The organism is Tahibacter sp., assembly GCF_032229445.1.
Lineage (GTDB): Bacteria > Pseudomonadota > Gammaproteobacteria > Xanthomonadales > Rhodanobacteraceae > Tahibacter.
Genome location: NZ_JAVTWC010000023.1, coordinates 17686 through 30529, shown reverse-complemented (window position 1 = coordinate 30529; position 12844 = coordinate 17686). Strand labels below are relative to the sequence as shown.

At 66.2% G+C, this 12844-nt stretch carries 14 protein-coding genes; 6 read left to right on the top strand and 8 right to left on the bottom strand.

The window, feature by feature from the left end; all coding sequences use genetic code 11:
• The first annotated feature begins 70 nt into the window (after nucleotides 1-70).
• From RUU78_RS05485 to RUU78_RS05470, 4 genes are all read left to right on the top strand, one after another.
• Nucleotides 71-1948 (top strand): ATP-binding cassette domain-containing protein, encoded by a 1878-nt coding sequence (locus RUU78_RS05485; protein ID WP_313914486.1) that lies wholly within the window; start codon nucleotides 71-73, stop codon nucleotides 1946-1948.
• A 275-nt stretch (nucleotides 1949-2223) separates the two neighbouring features.
• Nucleotides 2224-2697 carry a hypothetical protein gene (locus RUU78_RS05480; RefSeq protein ID WP_313914484.1) on the top strand — a complete coding sequence of 158 codons (474 nt, stop codon included), beginning with the start codon at nucleotides 2224-2226 and terminating at the stop codon, nucleotides 2695-2697.
• A 10-nt stretch (nucleotides 2698-2707) separates the two neighbouring features.
• Nucleotides 2708-3259 (top strand): lipocalin family protein, encoded by a 552-nt coding sequence (locus RUU78_RS05475; RefSeq protein ID WP_313914481.1) that lies wholly within the window; start codon nucleotides 2708-2710, stop codon nucleotides 3257-3259.
• A 204-nt stretch (nucleotides 3260-3463) separates the two neighbouring features.
• The gene (locus RUU78_RS05470; RefSeq protein ID WP_313914480.1) at nucleotides 3464-4624 is read left to right on the top strand and encodes a GGDEF domain-containing protein; all 1161 of its coding nucleotides are present in this window, start codon (nucleotides 3464-3466) and stop codon (nucleotides 4622-4624) included.
• A gap of 82 nt (nucleotides 4625-4706) precedes the next feature.
• On the opposite strand, the gene RUU78_RS05465 is transcribed toward RUU78_RS05470, so the two are convergent.
• The gene (locus RUU78_RS05465) at nucleotides 4707-5609 is read right to left on the bottom strand and encodes a LysR family transcriptional regulator (protein WP_313914478.1); all 903 of its coding nucleotides are present in this window, start codon (nucleotides 5607-5609) and stop codon (nucleotides 4707-4709) included.
• Between the two features lie 128 nt (nucleotides 5610-5737).
• On the opposite strand from RUU78_RS05465, the gene RUU78_RS05460 reads away from it, so the two are divergent.
• Nucleotides 5738-6496: an SDR family oxidoreductase gene (locus RUU78_RS05460; RefSeq protein ID WP_313914476.1), complete on the top strand. Its 759-nt coding sequence runs from the start codon at nucleotides 5738-5740 to the stop codon at nucleotides 6494-6496.
• A gap of 759 nt (nucleotides 6497-7255) precedes the next feature.
• Here RUU78_RS05460 and RUU78_RS05455 read toward each other — a convergent pair.
• The 3 genes from RUU78_RS05455 to RUU78_RS05445 form a co-directional block, all read right to left on the bottom strand.
• Nucleotides 7256-7729 carry a zinc-ribbon domain containing protein gene (locus RUU78_RS05455; RefSeq protein ID WP_313914474.1) on the bottom strand — a complete coding sequence of 158 codons (474 nt, stop codon included), beginning with the start codon at nucleotides 7727-7729 and terminating at the stop codon, nucleotides 7256-7258.
• A 148-nt stretch (nucleotides 7730-7877) separates the two neighbouring features.
• Nucleotides 7878-8249: a DUF5329 domain-containing protein gene (locus tag RUU78_RS05450; RefSeq protein ID WP_313914472.1), complete on the bottom strand. Its 372-nt coding sequence runs from the start codon at nucleotides 8247-8249 to the stop codon at nucleotides 7878-7880.
• Nucleotides 8250-8312: 63 nt separating this feature from the next.
• Entirely contained in the window at nucleotides 8313-10013 is a 1701-nt protein-coding gene (locus RUU78_RS05445) for a hypothetical protein (RefSeq protein ID WP_313914470.1), read from the bottom strand.
• A gap of 222 nt (nucleotides 10014-10235) precedes the next feature.
• Between RUU78_RS05445 and RUU78_RS05440 the strand changes: the two genes are divergently transcribed.
• Nucleotides 10236-10478, top strand: a complete 243-nt coding sequence (locus RUU78_RS05440) for a hypothetical protein (protein WP_313914468.1) — start codon at nucleotides 10236-10238, stop codon at nucleotides 10476-10478.
• Nucleotides 10479-10907: 429 nt separating this feature from the next.
• Here the strand turns inward: RUU78_RS05440 and RUU78_RS05435 are convergent, their stop codons facing one another.
• The 4 genes from RUU78_RS05435 to RUU78_RS05420 form a co-directional block, all read right to left on the bottom strand.
• Complete coding sequence (locus RUU78_RS05435; RefSeq protein WP_313914466.1) at nucleotides 10908-11453, bottom strand: hypothetical protein; 546 nt, start codon at nucleotides 11451-11453, stop codon at nucleotides 10908-10910.
• A 41-nt stretch (nucleotides 11454-11494) separates the two neighbouring features.
• The gene (locus RUU78_RS05430) at nucleotides 11495-11923 is read right to left on the bottom strand and encodes an HD domain-containing protein (RefSeq protein ID WP_313914464.1); all 429 of its coding nucleotides are present in this window, start codon (nucleotides 11921-11923) and stop codon (nucleotides 11495-11497) included.
• A 3-nt stretch (nucleotides 11924-11926) separates the two neighbouring features.
• Complete coding sequence (locus RUU78_RS05425) at nucleotides 11927-12304, bottom strand: VOC family protein (protein WP_313914462.1); 378 nt, start codon at nucleotides 12302-12304, stop codon at nucleotides 11927-11929.
• A 95-nt stretch (nucleotides 12305-12399) separates the two neighbouring features.
• Complete coding sequence (locus RUU78_RS05420) at nucleotides 12400-12780, bottom strand: hypothetical protein (RefSeq protein ID WP_313914460.1); 381 nt, start codon at nucleotides 12778-12780, stop codon at nucleotides 12400-12402.
• Nucleotides 12781-12844 lie beyond the last annotated feature (64 nt).

Below are 12844 nucleotides of genomic sequence, written 5' to 3'. Positions count from 1 at the left end.
TCCGGAATCCGCGGAAACCGCGGCGTCGCGCGGTATCCTTCGCGCCCCCCGGAATCGCGCGGTATCCGCAATGCCCCTGCTTCAACTTCGCCAGCTCGACTACAGCGTCGGCGGCCCCCTGCTGCTCGAACAGGTCGAGTTCGCGCTGGACGCCAACGAGCGCGTCTGCATCGTCGGCCGCAACGGCGCCGGCAAATCCACCCTCATGAAACTCATCGCCGGCGAGATCAAGCCCGACGATGGCGCGGTCCAGGTCGAAGGCGGCACGCGCATCGCGCGGCTGGCGCAGGAGGTTCCGCAGAACACGAGCGGCACGGTGTTCGAGGTCGTCGCCCAGGGGCTGGGCCAGCTCGGCACCTGGCTCGCCCAGTTCCACCACCTGAGCCATCACCTGGACGTGCCGGGCAATACCGATGCCATGTCCGAGGTGCAGTCGCGCATCGAAAGCGTGCACGGCTGGGATCTCGACCGCCGTGTAGGCGACGTGCTGCAGCGCCTGGACCTGCCCGAAGACGACGACTTCGCCGCGCTGTCCGGTGGCATGAAGCGCCGCGTGCTGCTGGCGCAGGCCCTGGTGCAGGCCCCCGATGTGCTGCTGCTCGACGAGCCGACCAACCATCTCGACATCGAATCCATCGCCTGGATGGAAGAGTTCCTGCGCCAGTTCCGCGGCAGCATCGTGTTCGTGACCCATGACCGCAGCTTCCTGCGCGCGCTGGCCACACGCATCGTCGAGATCGACCGCGGCAAGCTGACCAGCTGGCCCGGCGACTACGACAACTACCTGCGCCGGCGCGAGGAGCGCCTGCATGCCGAATCGCAGGAAAACGCGCGCTTCGACAAGTTGCTGGCGCAGGAGGAAGTCTGGATCCGCCAGGGCATCAAGGCCCGGCGCGTGCGCGACGAAGGCCGCGTCAAGCGCCTCAAGCTGATGCGTTCGGAACGCGCGCAGCGGCGCGAACTCGGCGGCAATGCGCGCATGGAGCTGGCCGACGCGGCGCGCTCGGGCAAGCGCGTGGTCGAGGCGAAGGACGTCTATTTCGCGTTCGATCGCCGGCCGATGGTGGTCAATTTCTCCACCGCGATACAGCGCGGCGACCGCATCGGCATCATCGGTCCGAATGGTTCGGGCAAAACTACGCTGATCAACCTGCTGCTCGGCCAACTTGCGCCGGACCGCGGCGAGATCCAGCTCGGCACCAATCTCGAGATCGCCTACTTCGACCAGCACCGGCTGCAGCTGCGCGACGATCTCAACGCGCTGGACAACGTGTCCGAAGGGCGCGAATTCATCGAATTGAACGGCTCGCGCAAGCACATCGTCGGCTACCTGCAGGATTTCCTGTTCACGCCCGATCGCGCGCGCGCGCCGATCACGGCGCTGTCGGGCGGCGAACGCAATCGTCTGTTGCTGGCAAAACTGTTCGCCAAGCCATCGAACCTGCTGATCATGGACGAACCGACCAATGACCTCGACGTGGAAACGCTGGAACTGCTCGAGGATCTGCTGGCCGACTACTCCGGCACGTTGCTGCTGGTCTCGCACGACCGTGCCTTCATCGACAACGTGGTGACCAGCACGATGGTGCTGGAAGGCGAGGGTCGCATCGCCGAGTTCGTCGGCGGCTACAGCGACTGGGTGCGCCAGCGGCCGACGTCGCGCGCCGGCAAGGCTGGACTGACCCCGGCCAAGTCCGCGGCCGCGGCGGCCGAAGCGGCACCGCCGCCGAAGCGCAAGCTCAGCTTCAAGGACCAGCGCGAGCTGGAACTGCTGCCGGCACGCATCGAACAGCTGGAAACCGCGATCGCGCAACAGACCGCGGCGATGAACGACGCAGCGTTTTTTCAACAGCCGCCGAATGCCATCGTGGCGGCAAACCAGCGTATCGCCGAAACGCAGGCGGAGCTCGACAAAGCCTACGCGCGCTGGGCCGAACTCGACGGCTGAGGTCTGCGACATGGGCTCGACGCCTGCGCGCCGGTGCGCGCAGGCGTCGTCGAGTCAGCAGCGCCGGCTCGGCGCATTCACGCGCGCGCCGCCGCGGCGGTTCGGAGGACAAGCGTGCAGGCTGCATCGCGCCCTCGCGTGCGCCTTGCATTGTGACCTCGCCGTTTCGTCCGGCGATGGCCCAGTCCGTTGATCAACAAGGGAATTCGAGCTGAGTGAGCGGCTGGCACGGAGCCTGATGGTGTTCTGTCGTGTCTCTCACCGCAGGAATCGCCATGAACGCCACTCGACCGAACTTCCGCCGCACCGACGCGCCGCAGCTGCTGCAGGAAACGCTGAAGCATCTGAACGATGCGCGCGAGTTCTACCTGCAGGCTTCGCGTTCCGTGGTCGATCGTGAAATCCGTGACGCGTTCGCCTTCTCGTCGGAAGCCCATGCCGCGTTGCTGCAGTCGCTCTACACGGCCGCCCCGGCGGCCCAGCAGTCGCAGGCCGTCGATGCGCTTTCATCGCAGCCGTCGCGCGCCGTGTCCGAATTCGCCGAGGTCGCCGGCATGTTCGACGGGAGCCGCCCGCAGGCCTCGGCCAGCGAGCTGCACGCACTGGATGCGACGCTGCTGCAGCGTGTCGAAGCGCTGTTTGCGATCTATCCCGACATGCGCGTACGCGCGGCCCTGAAGCAGCATGTGCTGTCGATCCAGCGTGCCGGAGACGCGACGCGTCGACTGGCCCTGCGCGACGTCGCCTGAGTCCGTCGTCATGGATCTCTCGCCTCTGACCAAGATCGCCGGCATTGCGGTGCTCTCGCTTGCCGGCTTGGCGCCTACGGAAGGCACCGACGACGTGGCGACGGTCCCCGCGGTCGATCTGAACCGCTACGCCGGCACGTGGTACGAGCAGGCACGCCTTCCGAACCGGTTCCAGCGCCAATGCCATCGCAGCGTGTCTGCGACCTATACGCCGCAGCCGGATGGTTCAGTCACGGTGGTCAACAGCTGTCTGCGGGAAAACGGGACGACCGCGTCGGCCACGGGCAAGGCGGAAGTCGCCGACCCTGCGCAACCCGGCCTGCTCCAGGTGACGTTCATGCCGATAGGGCTGCGCTGGCTGCCGTTCACTCACGCGGAATATCGCGTCGTGGCGCTGGATGACGACTACCAGTGGAGCATCGTCGGCGGCAAGAATCGCCAGTACCTGTGGGTGCTGACGCGCGCACAGAACGTCGATTCCGAACAGCGTGAGCAGCTGGTCGACCGCGCCCGCGCGCTTGGCTATGACACGACCGGGCTGCAGTTCAGCAGCACGCACTGAGGCGGCAGCCGACTACCGAGGCAGTGGCGTGGAACACTGAGTGTGCCGTGCCGGCATGCACGGCGGCGAACCACTCGCCCCTGATCGTGCCGACCGCGGCGGCGCCGCGACGTTCCTGAGGCGTCGCGGCGCTTTTTCTTCCCCGGCGCATTGTCGCCGCCTGCGCTGCGCCGGCGAACCGGCAACGCCTTACACTCGGCCCGCATGGATCCGCTGACCGCCTTCTTTATCGTCGCGCTGATGATGCTGCTCAACGGCGGCGTGCTGGGCCTTATTCACCGCGATCTGCCGCAGGACGTGCGTCCGAGCGCGATCAGCTGGCGCGTCGGCACCTTGCTGCAGGCCTGCGGCTGCATCCTGCTCGCCGTACAGTCCTTCCTGCCGCCCGCGTTCGGCCTGCCGCTGGCAAACGGCATGATCATGCTCGGGATTGCCGGTTGCTGGCGTGCCATGCGGCAGTTCTACGGCCAGCGCGAGAATGTTCTTCTTCTGCTGCCCGCCCTGCTCGGGACGTTCGGCATCTGGTGGTTTGCGGGCCCGCAGCCCGATCTGGTCGCTCGCATCGTCATCGCGTCGCTGGCCTGGGCGGTGATGCTGATCGGTGCGGCGTGGACGGTGCTCGCGGCGACGCGCCGCGAGCCGGTGCTGAGTGCGCGCGTGCTAGCGGGCATCTTCGGTGTGCTCGCGGTGTTCATGCTCGTGCGCGGCGTCTATTTCGTCCTGTCCCCGCACGCCGCAAGCAACATCATGGATGGGCGCAGCTGGATGAATGTGATCACGCCGATTCTCGCGTCGGTGCTGCCGGTGATCGGCACGACGGGCTTCCTGCTGCTGTGTTCCGACCGCATCCGGCGGCAATGGGAGCGAGCGGCATCGACGGATTACCTGACCGGCCTGGCCAACCGGCGCACGCTCGCCGCCGCCGGCGCCGAGCGGTTGCAGCAGGCCGCACGCGATGGCCGCGCGTTCGCGATCGCCCTGCTCGACATCGACCATTTCAAGACGATCAACGACCGGCTTGGCCACGACGCCGGCGATCTCGCGCTGGTGCATGTCGCGCAATGCCTGCAGGGCGTGTGTGGCGAACGCCATCTGCTCGCACGGCACGGCGGCGAGGAGTTCGTTGCGGTGCTCGCGCTGGACAGCGAGGCCCAGGCCCGCGTCGTCGCCGAGCAGTTGCGCCAGGCCGTGCGCGCACACCCGTTCCGCCACGGCGACGAAGTGCTGACGATCACGGTTTCCATCGGCCTGGCCCTGCGGCGCGAGCCGGACCGCAGCCTCGATGACCTGCTGCGCCGCGCCGACGCGGCGCTGTACGCGGCCAAGCGCGGCGGGCGCGACCGGGTGGAAAGCGCCGCGGCCTGAATCGCCGCGCGGTGCATTTCAGACCAGTTGCGTCCCTGATCTGGTGAGGCTCTGACCAGGTGAGGCTCGGGGCCCGTGCCGCTCAGATCAGGTGCGGCCGCAGCACTTCTTCTAGCCAACGCATGAATGCCTGCACGCGCTTTGGCAGATGACGCCGGTTCGCGTACAGCAGCGATACCGGCATCGGTTCTGCACGAAACCCGGGCAGCACTTCGATCAGGCGGCCGTCGTCGACCGGCGCGCGCAGTCCACTGTCCGGCGCCTGGATCAGACCAAGTCCGGCGAGGCAGGCCGCCTGGTACGCCTCCGAATTGTTGACCACGAGCGCGAACGGCACCGCGCGCGTGCGCAGCGTGCCGTCGCGGTCGATGTATTCGAAATCCTCGGGTCGCGCGCCGAGCACCGGGGCGTAGCCGACCAGACGATGGGTGTCCAGATCCTCGGGGGATTGCGGCACGCCGTGGCGCTCGAGGTAGGCCGGGCTCGCGACGGTCAGCACGCGGAAACGGCCGAGAGGACGCGCCACGAGGCTCGAATCCGCCAATGTACCGACGCGCAGCACGCAGTCGAAGCCTTCGCGCACGAGGTCGACGCGCCGGTCGGTGCTGCCGAGTTCCAGGGTGATGCCCGGATGCGCGGCGAGGAATTCCGCCAGCCGCGGCACGACGAGGTGGCGCGCCATGCCGATCGACATGTCCACGCGCAGGCGCCCCGTATACGCGGCGTCGCCGAGCTGGAACATGCTCTGCAGTTCGTCGGCGTCGGCGAGCAGGTCCAGCGCGCGTTCGTAGTAGGCCTGGCCGTCCTGGGTCAGCTGCACCCGGCGCGTGGTCCGGTGCAGCAGCCGCGTGCCGAGATGGTTCTCGAGCTGCTGCACCGCCGTCGAGACGCTGGCCTTGGGCACACCGAGCCGGTCGGCGGCCTGGGTGAAGCTCGCGAGTTCGGCGACGCGCAGGAAAGTCCGGGTGGCATCGAGCAGATCCATGGCGTCGCCGTCGTTCGTAATTTCCGAACAGTCTAAACGGAGCCGGCGGATTTATGCCGCATTCCGACTCAATGACACTGTCGCCACGGCGCCGCTCCCGGTGCCGCCCATCCCGACAGGAGCAGTCCATGACCCGCAAGATCGCACTCGTTACCGGTGGCAGCCGCGGCCTTGGCCGCAGTACCGCGCTCAGGCTCGCCGCGCACGGCGTCGACGTCGTGCTGACCTGGCGCACCCGTCGCGAGGAGGCCGATGCCGTCGTCGCCGACATCCAGGCCCAGGGCGGCCGCGCCGTCGCGCTCGCGCTGGACGTTGCCGACAGCCGCAACTTCGCCGCCTTCGCCGACGCGCTGCGCAGCGAACTGCAACGCATCTGGCAGCGCGACACCTTCGATTTTCTCGTCAACAACGCCGGCATCGGCATCAACGCACCGTTCGCCCAGATCAACGAAGCACAGTTCGACGAGCTCATGAACGTCCAGTTCAAGGGCGTGTTTTTCCTGACCCAGGCCCTGCTGCCGCTGATCGCCGACGGTGGCCGCATCGTGAACCTGTCCACCGGCCTGACGCGCTTCTCGATCCCGGGCTATTCCGCCTACGCTGCGATGAAAGGTGCGATCGAAGTACTGACGCGCTACCTGGCCAAGGAACTCGGCCCGCGCGGCATTGCCGCCAACGTGGTCGCGCCCGGCGCGATCGAGACCGACTTCGGCGGCGGCCGCCTGCGCGACGACGCCGACCTGAACCGTTTCATCGCCGCGCAGACCGCGCTCGGCCGCGTCGGCCAGCCCGACGACATCGGCGGCGTCATCGCCTCGCTGCTGTCGGCTGACAATGCCTGGATCAATGCGCAGCGTATCGAGGCTTCGGGTGGGATGTTTCTGTAAACGCGCTGCCTGCACCGGACCTCGTGTCCGGTGCTGGGCGCTAGGGGCGGCTGCGCGGTCAGCCGGGCAACCCTGGGTCAATCGCCGCATATCCGCAATCGCAGTTTCGGAAGAACGCAAGAGTGCCTGCACGTCCGCGGGTCCGCATGCGTCGGCGCGGCAGATTTCTCGTGTGATCGTCCTGAGTTCCTCGGTGGTCCGCGTGAACGCCGGGTTATGCGGTGGGCGACTTAAGACGGTACCGCGCTTCAAGCCAGGGGATCACTGCGAGGCATGATGCGAGCCGCGGGTCAGGGTCGCCCTTGAGACTCTTCAGGAAAGCAATGGAATCCCGTAGGTCATCGGATGGGGCGCCAGCAACGGACAACTCTTCAGCAAGGCGCTCGACGTCAACGACCAGGGTTGCCAACGAAGCGCCGGCCAAGGCAGCGCGATCGATATAGGAGGGGCTCAAGAGCGCCAAGCCTCGTTGAGCCTCAGCGAGCGCTTCGTGCAACCTGCCATTCGCGCGGAGTCGCGAAACCCTGCCGACGGCCGCAGAAGCGCGTATTTGGGCGACGAAGTTGAGGAGCCGTAGCGGTATGAGATGCATGACGCCCCTGAGCTGAGCCGCCCCGGGGCGGGGCCGGCTCGAACGAAATGTCAGGCACCCAAACCGCAAAGGCTGAGCGCGCTGAGGAGGACTCCGAGACAATCTGAGGTCATCCAAGATGACTTGTGCCGCGGACGATCGAATGCCGGCGAACCGTACCGCAATGTCTAGCCCGGCCGTTTCCTGCCCGGCCGCCGTGTCGCGCTCGGATCGACGTGTAGCCAGCGTTCGGCAACGGCATCGAGCGATGCATTGCTGCGTTCGCCTTCGGCGTGTGCGAGACGCGCCGCCGCGACACGCTCGCGTTCGAGACGGCGGCAGCGCGGACAGCGTGTCGCGGTTGTCCACATGTCGCCTTTGGCGATTTCGTACCACCACTTCTGTCGGCCCGTGGCCCAGACACCTGCGATTCCGCAGTCCTTGCATGCGAACGTGATATCGACGTAATAGCCCCGCTGGACGAATGCGGGGATGTCATAGGCGCTGTGGTTGCGCCCCAGTCGCGTTACGTCGACGGGCAGCGTAAGGCCAAATACGGCGGGCCGAGGGCGCAGGCGCCGCCGCGCAATGCTCGCCGGGGCGGGCGGCGGCATCATCTTGCCGTCGGTCATGATCCGGTCGCGGTATTTGCGCGTGTGCATGGCATTGCCTCTGACGAGGTACCAGAAGAGTCTGCTGAAGCGCGAGTTTGCCGAATCCGCTGCCGAACAGGTAGACCGACACTCTGCTGATGCGCGTTCCGCTCCCTGTGGGGACACGCGCATTCGCAGGTCCGGCCAGGCGATGCGTTCAGTCGTGGGCCTTGCGCAGCTCAGCCAGTCTCCCCGACAACCAGTCCCTGCTCGCGACCGGCGCGTCACCGCCACATTTCACCTGATATGCGTCGCCGCTGATGCTGCTGCGGCTCGCGGCGCGCTCGATGAATTCCTCGGCCGTCCCGATCGCGTCGCGCTTGAGCAGATGGTCGAGCTTGCGTTGCAGATGGGCGCGTGCCTCGGCGGCCTCATGCCAGTCGCCGTTGCGGTCGAAGCGGCAGCCGGAATCGCTGAGTGCCGCAAGCAACGCGTCGATTTCGACACGCACCGCGGCGGCAGGCGGTGCCGCGACGCAGGCGGCGGTGAACGGCAGCGACAGTCCGATCAGGCGGCGCAGGTACATCATCCCGAAACTCCTCGTCAGGTGCCGATCGGAACCAGTCAATCGGCAGCCATCCGTTGATGCCACTCAATCCGTGCAGCCGCTCCACCAGCATCGGTTCGCGCTGATGAAGTTCATGAGTGCCGTGTGCTTGGGCGTGTTCTGCGCGTCGAGATGCTCGACCGCGCCCCAGCTGCCGAACTTGCCATAACCGCTCGACGCGGTGAAGTGCATGAACAATTCGCCGCCGCTGGCCTTCCAGAAATCCAGGTGCTGTGTATATGCGCTGCCCATGCGCGCGTCGCGGTTGGCACCGTTGAACAAGGCGGTGACGGCGGTGTTGTTCTCCACGCCGAGGATGCCGGCCAGATGCTGACCGCCTTCGTAGCTGATCAGACGCAGCGCGCGCGGAATCGCCGCGGCCCGGTGCGATGTGATCCACGACTGCACTTCGGCCAGGCTGCCGCCGGAAGGGCTGTTCGGTAGCTGGCCGCCGGCGTTGAACTCGGCGAACAGCGTGGCGAGGCTCCAGCTGGCCACGGTCGCTTCGGTCGACGGACCACCGAGATAGCCGCCGAAGTACGGCGCGATCGCAACGGCGCCGATCTGGTGGCCGTGGCACGGACGTCCGGCGATCCACAGCGGGCAGTCAGCGGCCTGGGTCTGCGTATACGCATTCGCCGCCTGCGCACCAAGCACGCAGGTCACGCGCGCCGCCTGCGCGCCGAATGCAGTTTTCCACAGGTCGCACAGTTGCGCCGAACGCTGGCCGTACCAGTTCAGGCGCCGGTCGAAGCCCGAGCCTTGGTTGCCGTAGGCGGCCGTGCCCTGTGCCTCGACATAGACGCCCTGCTGAAACTGGCCGTTCCAGACTTCGTTGGAGTATTCGACGTAGACCTCGAGGTCCGGCCGCAGCAGCCGTTTCACGGCGAGCGCGAATTGCGTCATGTAGTCGTCGCTCGCCCGGTGCGGCAGGGTGAACCACGGATTCGCATCGGTGCGGTTGGCCAGTTCGACCATGATCTCGAGCGGCATGTTGCCCTCGGTCCAGCGCACGTCGGCCATGCGCGGGCGATCGGCGTAGTCCTGCTGGGCCGAATTGTTCGTGCCCATCCAGTCCATGAAGCGCAGTACCTTGTTGCGACGGATCAGCGACAGGAAGTCCGGGTGGAACAGTTGCGACGGTCCCGAGTGCTCGTCGTAGCCCGGCATCCAGATATGGATATTGCGCAGATGGTTGCCGGCCGCGACGGAATTGATGCGCAGCATCCAGCCGCCGCTGGCCGCGTTGACGTCGAGCACGTCGCGCCCTGGCCTGGACAAGGCGACATTCTTCACCGCGGCGAAGTGGTAGCTGATGTCGCCCTGGCCGTCATACGTCACGACATAGCGGCCGCCCGGATAGTGGCCGGCGTAGTCGCCGAAGAACAACAGTGTTGCCACGGCGTTGTAGGACGGCGTGCTGCAGCCCGGATTGGCGGTCAGCGGCGTCAGCGACCGAACGTAGCCGTCGGCGTCGAGATCCAGGCAGGCCGCTTCGCCGGTATCGAATACGCCGGCACCGCTGGTGTTCGCCGTGATCCAGCTGCGCGACTGCTTCATGGCATCGGTGGAGTTGTAGCTGGTCGAGTAGTCGACGACGCCGTCGAGGTTCGTGCCCAGCGGCGAGGCGTGGTTGGAGGGGAAGTCGAAGCCGTTGCGCCAGATCGTGTCGAAGGCGCTGGCGGGCTGGGCGACGAGCAGCGCTATCCAGCTCAGAACACACGCGATTGAACGGACAAACGACATCGGAGTCATCCAGATAATGTTGCCGCCAGGGCGGTGGCAAGTCAGCCCGTACCCTAACGCGCCGTGTCCGCCACGATGGCGATCGGGTGCACAGATCGGCTGCGGCGTTCCAAAGCTATGGCCGCAATTGTCATCGCTACGGCACGAGAAACCGGTGATTGCCGCGATAGACGAACTCTCGCGGCCTGATCGTGTCAGCAGCAGACCCAGGTGAGGTTGCTCATGGATGCATTGATCAGGTGCTTATCTTCCGCCGTCGCCGCGTTGACCGGCGGCATGGCGATGTACGGTCTTACGCGGCTGCACTACTTCATCACGCTCGCTGAAATACGGCGCATACAACCGGGCGCACGACTATGCAGTTTTGACTTCGATGCGATGGCGCTTTGGCTGATGCCGCTCGGCGCGGTTTGCATGATTCTACTATCCGAGATTTTTCTGACGCGCATACGACGAGTGGCATGAGTTGTCCTGAAGCGTCTGAAAAGATGTCAAGCCAAGTCGAAAAGATCGTTGAAAGCGCTTCCTCGGGGGGTGAACGATGGCTCAGAATCGCAGGCTCCCATCGTTCTGTCGCCCGACGGGTCGGAGGGTTTGGGAGTGGTGTTCGCGTCACATAGGGGCAGGGCGTAAAACGCTGTATTCGCCGCGGCACTGGGCTTTCGTTCCGGACGGAGCAACATCCCGGACGGAGCAACATTAACCCCATCCCCACCCAACCCTCCCCTTGAAGGGGAGGGCTAAATCAACGGCTCGACAGCTTGGAGCCCTCCGCCTTCAGGGGAGGGGTAAATCAACGGCTCGACAGCTTTGAGCCCTCCCCTTCAAGGGGAGGGCTGGGTGGGGATGGTGTTGCATCGTCAGGTTGGCACCACCGAGGGCTTTTCATTCCGCTCACGGCTGCCTGCGCCGCGCGATCAGACGCCGGTTCTGCACCGGCTCGATCCGCAGGATGTCGCACGGTTGTGTTTCGTCTTCGGTGCCTTCGGCAACGTCGGTGTTCGCCGATGCATCCTCACCGTTGCCCGTAGTCGGATCGACAGTGACGGCCTCGCGCGGCCCTGCGGGAGACTCTGCCGGCATTGTCGGCGAGAGCAGCAGGATCACCTGGTCGCCACGGCGTAAGTCGAATTCCTCGCCCGAGCCGCTGACCAGCGGCGACACCGTCGCGTCGCCGCGGCGATGCACGACGCCTTCGGCGTAGCGGCAGTACAGCGTCGCATCGTTTGGCAGTTGGCCAATCAGCATTTCCTGCGGCGTCGCCTCGATTTCGATCTCGCGTGCGAAGCGGTCTGCTGCCTTGCGCACGGACAGCACGCGAACGACGACGGCACGGTCCGTGCGGGCCAGTACGCTGTCGAGCGATTCGTGCACAGCCCGTCCGGCAAGGCCGCTGCCGGGCCACGCCAGCCCGAGCAGCACCAGCGTTCGGAGTTTCATCGTCGTACCCCTCGTTGCGGATGTCACCGTGACAGCGCGCTTCACGCGTCCGCCGCCAGCAGAATCGCGCGGACCTGTTCGTACTCGCGCAGACGCGCGTAGTCCTTGTCGGTCGGCGACGCGATGCGGCTGAGGTCCATATTGTCGCCGACGTCGGCGAGCTTGACCGCGCGTGCGAGCGGATTCGCTGCGGCGCGATGCGCGGCATCGATGCGGCTTTCGCCTTCATGCTTGGTCAAGGCGCGCACGGCATCGACGACTTCAGCCGGAAAGCCCTCGCGCGCCAGATCGTCGAAGGTCAGCAGCGTGTCCTCGACCACGTCGTGCAGCACGGCGGCCATGCGTTCGTGCTCGCCGTTCACGGCCAGCATCAGGCGCAGCGGATGGAAGATGTACGGCGCGCCGGCCTTGTCGACCTGGCCTGCATGCGCGCGCGCGGCGATCTCAATGGCTTTCTCGATCGTGCTCATCAACTACTCCGCGGCCTTGACGCCGTCGATGTTCTGGCCTATGCGCCAGAGCACGCCGGTCGGATCGCCGAGCACGAAGTCACGGATAGCCCAGGGCCGGTCCTCCGGCGGTTCAGCCAGCACGCCATAACGCGCAGCGAGGTCCTGTGCGACCACGTGCTGCCACCAGGCTTCGACGTCCGGCACCAGCAGATGCATCATGAAATTCTCGGCGTGCTCTTTCACGTAGAAGCGCTGCAGCAGGAAACTGCAGTTGCCGACGTGCAGGTAGGCCATGTCGTCGGATTGCCACGGAATGTGGAAGCCGAGGTCGGCGTAGAAGCGCAGCGACAGCGCGAGATCGCGTGCGGGTACGAAGGCTTTGATCTCGTTGGCTTGCATGGCTCAGGTTCCTCGCTCGGTGCGGCGGCGGGCGGCGGCGTGCATCGGCACGGATGCACAGCGGGTTGACAGGAGTCGATGAATACCCGGAGATCTCATCGCTGCCGGTGCTCGTAGGCTCGCAGCCCGGCCGCCACGATGAGGCAGGCCAGCGCGACGAGATCGGCCGCGACCACGCGCGCAAGCGATGCGTTGTACGGGCCGGTATCCCAGGCCAGCAGCAGGAATGACACGACGCTGATCGCTGCAGCCATCAGCGCGAGCGGTTGCAGGCGCGAACGCACCGCGGCGAACAGGCAGAGCGCGCCCACGAGTCCGAACAGCACGGCGCGATGGCGCATGAGCAGGGCCAGATTCGGCTCGCTGAAATCCAGTCCGTAGAGCGTGTTCAATTGCGCCGCACCGGCCAGTCCACTGAGCGGCAGCAGGTGGATGGCGCCGACGACGACGAGCAGTGCCGAAACGAGATAGCGCATGCCGGCTGGTCCGGTGGGAGGCGGAACGCCCGGGCCGGAGTCTGGCGGTGCGGACGGATAGTCG

What these genes read in the sequence shown, in the direction of transcription:
- RUU78_RS05455 (WP_313914474.1), bottom strand. Translation starts at nt 7,729, where the DNA reads ATGCACACGCGCAAATACCGCGACCGGATCATGACCGACGGCAAGATG.
- RUU78_RS05465 (WP_313914478.1), bottom strand. Translation starts at nt 5,609, where the DNA reads ATGGATCTGCTCGATGCCACCCGGACTTTCCTGCGCGTCGCCGAACTC.
- RUU78_RS05425 (WP_313914462.1), bottom strand. Translation starts at nt 12,304, where the DNA reads ATGCAAGCCAACGAGATCAAAGCCTTCGTACCCGCACGCGATCTCGCG.
- RUU78_RS05470 (WP_313914480.1), top strand. Translation starts at nt 3,464, where the DNA reads ATGGATCCGCTGACCGCCTTCTTTATCGTCGCGCTGATGATGCTGCTC.
- RUU78_RS05460 (WP_313914476.1), top strand. Translation starts at nt 5,738, where the DNA reads ATGACCCGCAAGATCGCACTCGTTACCGGTGGCAGCCGCGGCCTTGGC.
- RUU78_RS05475 (WP_313914481.1), top strand. Translation starts at nt 2,708, where the DNA reads ATGGATCTCTCGCCTCTGACCAAGATCGCCGGCATTGCGGTGCTCTCG.
- RUU78_RS05480 (WP_313914484.1), top strand. Translation starts at nt 2,224, where the DNA reads ATGAACGCCACTCGACCGAACTTCCGCCGCACCGACGCGCCGCAGCTG.
- RUU78_RS05450 (WP_313914472.1), bottom strand. Translation starts at nt 8,249, where the DNA reads ATGATGTACCTGCGCCGCCTGATCGGACTGTCGCTGCCGTTCACCGCC.
- RUU78_RS05430 (WP_313914464.1), bottom strand. Translation starts at nt 11,923, where the DNA reads ATGAGCACGATCGAGAAAGCCATTGAGATCGCCGCGCGCGCGCATGCA.
- RUU78_RS05440 (WP_313914468.1), top strand. Translation starts at nt 10,236, where the DNA reads ATGGATGCATTGATCAGGTGCTTATCTTCCGCCGTCGCCGCGTTGACC.
- RUU78_RS05420 (WP_313914460.1), bottom strand. Translation starts at nt 12,780, where the DNA reads ATGCGCTATCTCGTTTCGGCACTGCTCGTCGTCGTCGGCGCCATCCAC.
- RUU78_RS05485 (WP_313914486.1), top strand. Translation starts at nt 71, where the DNA reads ATGCCCCTGCTTCAACTTCGCCAGCTCGACTACAGCGTCGGCGGCCCC.
- RUU78_RS05445 (WP_313914470.1), bottom strand. Translation starts at nt 10,013, where the DNA reads ATGTCGTTTGTCCGTTCAATCGCGTGTGTTCTGAGCTGGATAGCGCTG.
- RUU78_RS05435 (WP_313914466.1), bottom strand. Translation starts at nt 11,453, where the DNA reads ATGAAACTCCGAACGCTGGTGCTGCTCGGGCTGGCGTGGCCCGGCAGC.